At 73.1% G+C, this 4,748-nt stretch carries 4 protein-coding genes and 1 pseudogene; 1 reads left to right on the top strand and 4 read right to left on the bottom strand.

The window, feature by feature from the left end:
* Nucleotides 1-58 precede the first annotated feature (58 nt).
* From AB0J68_RS27505 to AB0J68_RS27495, 3 genes are read right to left on the bottom strand one after another with little or no spacing between them, the layout of a single operon-like run.
* Nucleotides 59-1,021: an aldo/keto reductase gene (locus AB0J68_RS27505; RefSeq protein ID WP_354858626.1), complete on the bottom strand. Its 963-nt coding sequence runs from the start codon at nucleotides 1,019-1,021 to the stop codon at nucleotides 59-61.
* A 37-nt stretch (nucleotides 1,022-1,058) separates the two neighbouring features.
* Complete coding sequence (locus tag AB0J68_RS27500) at nucleotides 1,059-2,738, bottom strand: ATP-binding cassette domain-containing protein (protein WP_363941230.1); 1,680 nt, start codon at nucleotides 2,736-2,738, stop codon at nucleotides 1,059-1,061.
* 41 nt (nucleotides 2,739-2,779) lie between these two features.
* The gene (locus AB0J68_RS27495; RefSeq protein WP_354858630.1) at nucleotides 2,780-3,385 is read right to left on the bottom strand and encodes a methyltransferase; all 606 of its coding nucleotides are present in this window, start codon (nucleotides 3,383-3,385) and stop codon (nucleotides 2,780-2,782) included.
* Between the two features lie 102 nt (nucleotides 3,386-3,487).
* Between AB0J68_RS27495 and AB0J68_RS27490 the strand changes: the two genes are divergently transcribed.
* The gene (locus AB0J68_RS27490; RefSeq protein WP_355139101.1) at nucleotides 3,488-4,546 is read left to right on the top strand and encodes a hypothetical protein; all 1,059 of its coding nucleotides are present in this window, start codon (nucleotides 3,488-3,490) and stop codon (nucleotides 4,544-4,546) included.
* Nucleotides 4,547-4,656: 110 nt separating this feature from the next.
* On the opposite strand, the pseudogene AB0J68_RS27485 reads toward AB0J68_RS27490, so the two are convergent.
* Nucleotides 4,657-4,748, bottom strand: a pseudogene (locus AB0J68_RS27485) (tRNA pseudouridine(38-40) synthase TruA); the annotation flags it as partial.

Raw genomic sequence — 4,748 nt, 5'->3', positions numbered from 1 at the left:
CGGGCCGCTCGTCGCGGCCCGGCCCGGTGTCGTTCAGGCGACCACGCGCCCGCCGCGCTCAGAGGATGGCGCGCAGCGCCGCCAGGTCGTCGTCGCTGGGCTCCCAGGTGCCGGCGGCGGCGTTCGCGTACACCTGCTCGGGCGTGGTGGCGCCGGCGATCACCGAGGTCACCGCCGGCTGGGCGGCCAACCCGCCGATCGCCACCTGGAGCATGGTCAGACCCCGCTCGGCCGCGTACGCCTCGATCGCCTCGATGGTGTCCCAGTCGGCCGCGGCGAGCCGGTCGGCGTACCGGCCACCGCCGGAGAGCCGGCTGCCGGCCGGCGGCTGCCCGCTGCGCTTGTACTTGCCGGTGAGCAGGCCGTTGGCGAGCGGGAAGAACGGCAGCATGCCGAGGCCGAACCGCTCGCAGGCCGGGATCACCTCGGCCTCCACGGACCGCTCCAGCAGGCTGTAGTGGTTCTGCGCGCTGATGAAGCGGGACCGGCCGTTGGACGAGGCGACCCAGTCGGCGTCGGCGATCTGCCAGCCGGCGAAGTTGGAGTTGCCCAGGTAGCGGACCTTGCCGTCGCGGACCAGATCGTCGAGGGCCGCGAGGGTCTCGTCGATCGGGGTGCCCGGGTCGGGCTCGTGCATCTGGTACAGGTCGATGTGGTCGGTGCCGAGCCGGCGCAGCGACGCCTCCACCGCGCGGGCGATGTACCGCCGCGAACCCCGGGCGCCGAAGTCCGGACCGTTGAGGCCGTTCATGTCCATGCCGAACTTGGTGGCCACCACCACGTCGTCCCGGCGTCCCTTGAGCGCCTGCCCGAGCAGCTCCTCGGAGCCGCCCTGCGGCTCGCCGTAGATGTCGGCGGTGTCGAAGAGGTTGATCCCGACGTCCAGGGCGGCGTCCACGACCGCGCGGGTGCCGTCGAGGTCGAGCTTGCGGCCGAAGTTGTTGCAGCCGATCCCGACGACGGACACCACGAGCCCGGAGTCGCCCAGCCGGCGATAGGTCATCTCAGTCACGAGATCCACCCTATGCCGGCCGGACGCACCGCCGCCCGGTGACCGCTCAGCCCACGTCCCAGACCGGCTCCGGGGTCTCCACCACCTCGCTGTCGCCCCGGAACAGCACGAACCGGTCGAAGGAGCGGGTGAACCACCGGTCGTGGGTGACCGCCACCACCGTCCCCTCGAACGCGTTCAGGCCCGCTTCCAGCGCCTCGGCGCTGGCCAGGTCGAGGTTGTCGGTGGGCTCGTCGAGCAGCAGCAGGGTCGCGCCGGACAGCTCCAACAGCAGCACCAGGAACCGGGCCTGCTGCCCGCCGGAGAGCGTGCCGAAGCGCTGGTCGCCCTGCCCGGCCAGCTCGTAGCGGCTGAGCACCCCCATCGCCGCGTGCCGGTCCATCCCGGTGCGGTGCTCGTCACCCCGCCACAGGATCTCGACGAGCGTCTTGCCCATCAGCTCCGGTCGGTCGTGGGTCTGCGAGAAGTGGCCGGGGCGGACCCGGGCGCCGAGCCGGGCGGTGCCGTCGTGCGTCACCGGGGCGAGCGCGCCCGCCCCGTCGACCGGTCCGTTCGCCGGGTCGGGATCGGTGCCACCCCGGGCCAGCAGCCGCAGGAAGTGCGACTTGCCGGTGCCGTTGGCGCCGAGCACCGCCACCCGGTCGCCGTACCAGATCTCCAGGTCGAAGGGGAAGGTCAGGCCGTCCAGCTCCAGCTGGTCGCAGACGACCGCGCGCTTGCCGGTTCGCCCGCCGGTCAGCCGCATCCGGATGTCCTGGTCCTTCGGCGGTACGGGCGGCGGCCCGGCCTCCTCGAACTTGCGCAACCGGGTCTGCGCGGCCTGGTAGCGCGAGGCCAACCCGTCGTTGTACGCGGCCTTCTGCTTGTACATCAGCATCAGCTCGCGCAGCTTCTGGTGCTCCTCGTCCCAGCGCCGGCGCAGCTCGTCGAGACGGGCGTGCCGGGCCACCCGCGCCTCGTACCAACTGGCGAAGCCACCGGGGTGCACCCAGGCGCTGCCGCCCTCCACGGCCACCACCCGGTCGGCGCTCTGGGCCAGCAGCTCGCGGTCGTGCGAGACGTAGAGCACCGACTTGGTGGACTCGCGCAGCCGCGCCTCCAGCCAGCGCTTGCCGGGCACGTCGAGGAAGTTGTCCGGTTCGTCGAGCAGCAGCACCTCGTCCGGGCCGCGCAGCAGCAACTCCAGGGCGAAGCGCTTCTGCTGGCCGCCGGAGAGGGTACGCACCGGCCGGTCCCGTACGGCGTCCCACGGCTGGTTGAGCACGATGGTCGCGACGGTGTCGAAGAGCACCTCGGCGTCGTACCCGCCGGCCTCGCCCCAGGCGCTGAGCGCGTCGGCGTACGCCAGCTGGGCCTTTCCGGCGGCGCTGCTGAACTTGCCGCGGACCTCGGCCGCCCGCATGGCCGTCTCGGTCTCGGCGAGCCGGCGGCCGGCGTCGCGCAGCGGTGGCGGGGCGAGCGACAGCGCCAGGTCGGCCAGCGTCGTCTCGTCGCCGATCATGCCGATGAACTGGCGCATCACGCCCAGCCCGCCGGCCCGCGCGACGGTGCCGGTACGCACCGGCAGGTCACCGGCGACCATCCGCAGCAGGGTCGTCTTTCCCGCGCCGTTCGGCCCGACCAGGGCGACCTTGGCACCCTCACCGACCCGGAACGACACGTCGGCGAAGAGTTCCCGACCGTCGGGCAGGATGTGCCCGACCGCTGCCACGTCCACGTATCCCACGCCGGGATCCTGCCCCAGCGAGGGCCGGGAGGGACATCCAATTACCGGGTGACCCGCAGCACCCGGAAGCCCTTCTGGCTGGCGTGCCGCTCGACCTGCCAACCCTGGTCGACGATCCAGCGGTGCAGCGAGTCGCCGCCGAGGTGGCGGGCGACGACCAGCCAGCCGACGCCGTCCGGGGCGAGTCGGGGCAGCCAACGCAGCAACAGCTCGTGCAACTCGTCCTTGCCGATGCGGATGGGCGGGTTGGACCACAGCTGCGCGAACCGGAGGTCCGCCGGCACGTCGTCCGGTGCGCTGACCCGGACCCGGTCGGCGGCGCCGATCCGGGCCGCGTTGACGGCGGTCAGTTCGCGGGCGCGGGCGTTGACGTCGACCGCCCAGACGGTGCTCGCCGGTGCCACGTCGGCCAGCACGCAGGCGATCGGGCCGAACCCGCAGCCGAGGTCGAGCAGGTCACCGGTGGTGTCGGCGGCGGGCAGCTCGGCCTTGCGCAGGAGCACCGCGGTGCCGGGGTCGAGGCGGCTGGCGGAGAAGACGCCGCCGGCCGAGACGAGCTGGTAGTCGCGGTCGGCGACAGAGAACTCGACTTCGCGCGCCGGCGCGTCGCTGGCGGGCTGCGCGGTGAAGTAATGGTCGCCGGTCACGCCGGCAATTCTCGCACCGGCCCGGGTCGGCCACGACACGGCCCACAGCCGCATTTCCCAATATTACCCCCTAAAGAGACAATGACTCCTACTCTAGGCGACATGGTGTATCGGTACGAGTCCGAAGAGGACGCATTCGAGGACCCGGAGCCCGGCTCCGACCTGGCCGTGCTCGGCGCCGGTCCGCCTCCGCCGGCCGGCCCCTCACCGTCCCGGTTTCCCGCTCCGTCGCTGCCCCGACCCAACCAGCTGATGCTGCCGTCGACCCAGCCGCCGCCGGTCACCCGCGTCAGCACCCCGGTCGCGGCCCCCCGCAGCCAGGTCTACACCTCGGCCCAACCGGTGGAGCCGCCCGCGCGGCGCGGCGGCGGGCGACTCTGGCAGGTGCTGGTCGGCGGTGCGGCCGTCCTGGTCCTGCTCGCGCTCTGCGGTCTGGGCGCCGCCGCGCTGCTGGTGGACAACAAGCCGGCGCCACAGGCCACCCCGACGTACCAGCCGAACGTCGCCGCGTCCGCTTCCACCCAGCGGCAGGATCTCGACTCGCGGGACACCGACCAGGCGCCGCTCACCGCGAAGGAACTCTTTCCCGGCAAGGAGTTGAAGCTCGCCGACGGCCAGCCCGCCTACGAGATCCTCAAGACGCACTCCAGCGGCAGTTGCGCCGTCGCCGCCACCGACGAGGTGGCCGACCTGCTGGTCCGGCTCGGCTGCAACCAGGTCGTCCGGGCGACGTTGCGGGCTCCCGGCGGCGACCACCTGGTCACTGCCGGCCTGTTCAACCTCACCGACAAGGTCAGCGCCGAACGGGCCCGGGACCGGATCCGGCAACTCCTCGACGACCGGCAGGGCCGGTTCCGGGGGCTGTCCGCCGGCGACGACGCGGATGTCCTGGCCACCGCCCCGGCACGGGTCGGCTGGCAGGTCCGGGGCCACTACCTGGCGTACGCGCTGGTGGTCCGCGCGGACGGAGCCGCGGTCAAGTCCGGCGACACCAAGATCCGGGAGATCCTGTTCGACATGATCGAGGCGCACCTCAGCCGGGGCGTCCTGCAACGGCGGGCCGACAGCCGCACGGCCGGACAACCAACGGCAGCGCCGACCGAGAGCAGCGGAACCCAGAGCGGCAGCGGCAGCGGCGACGGCGAACTGCCCGGAGACTGATCCGCGCCTCCGCCCGACCGGTGTGCCGCCGACCGGTGGCACACCCGTCGTCGTCCGCTGCCGCCGTTGTCAGCCTTCTCGACGGGCGGCCGAGGTCGCGGCCGCCGTTGTCAGCCCTCGACGGGCACGCGCAGGCGGCGGGTCAGGTCGGCGCGGCGGGCGTAGTCGGCCGGGTCGGCCGGGTAGCCGACCGCGACCAGGG

It is taken from the genome of Micromonospora sp. NPDC049580, assembly GCF_040675595.1.
Lineage (GTDB): Bacteria > Actinomycetota > Actinomycetes > Mycobacteriales > Micromonosporaceae > Micromonospora.
The sequence above is the reverse complement of the archived record's forward strand: the minus strand, read 5'-3'. Positions and strand labels throughout refer to the sequence as shown.

Excerpts from the sequence above, each read along its gene's own strand:
- AB0J68_RS27490 (WP_355139101.1), top strand. The coding sequence starts at position 3,488 with ATGGTGTATCGGTACGAGTCCGAAGAGGACGCATTCGAGGACCCGGAG.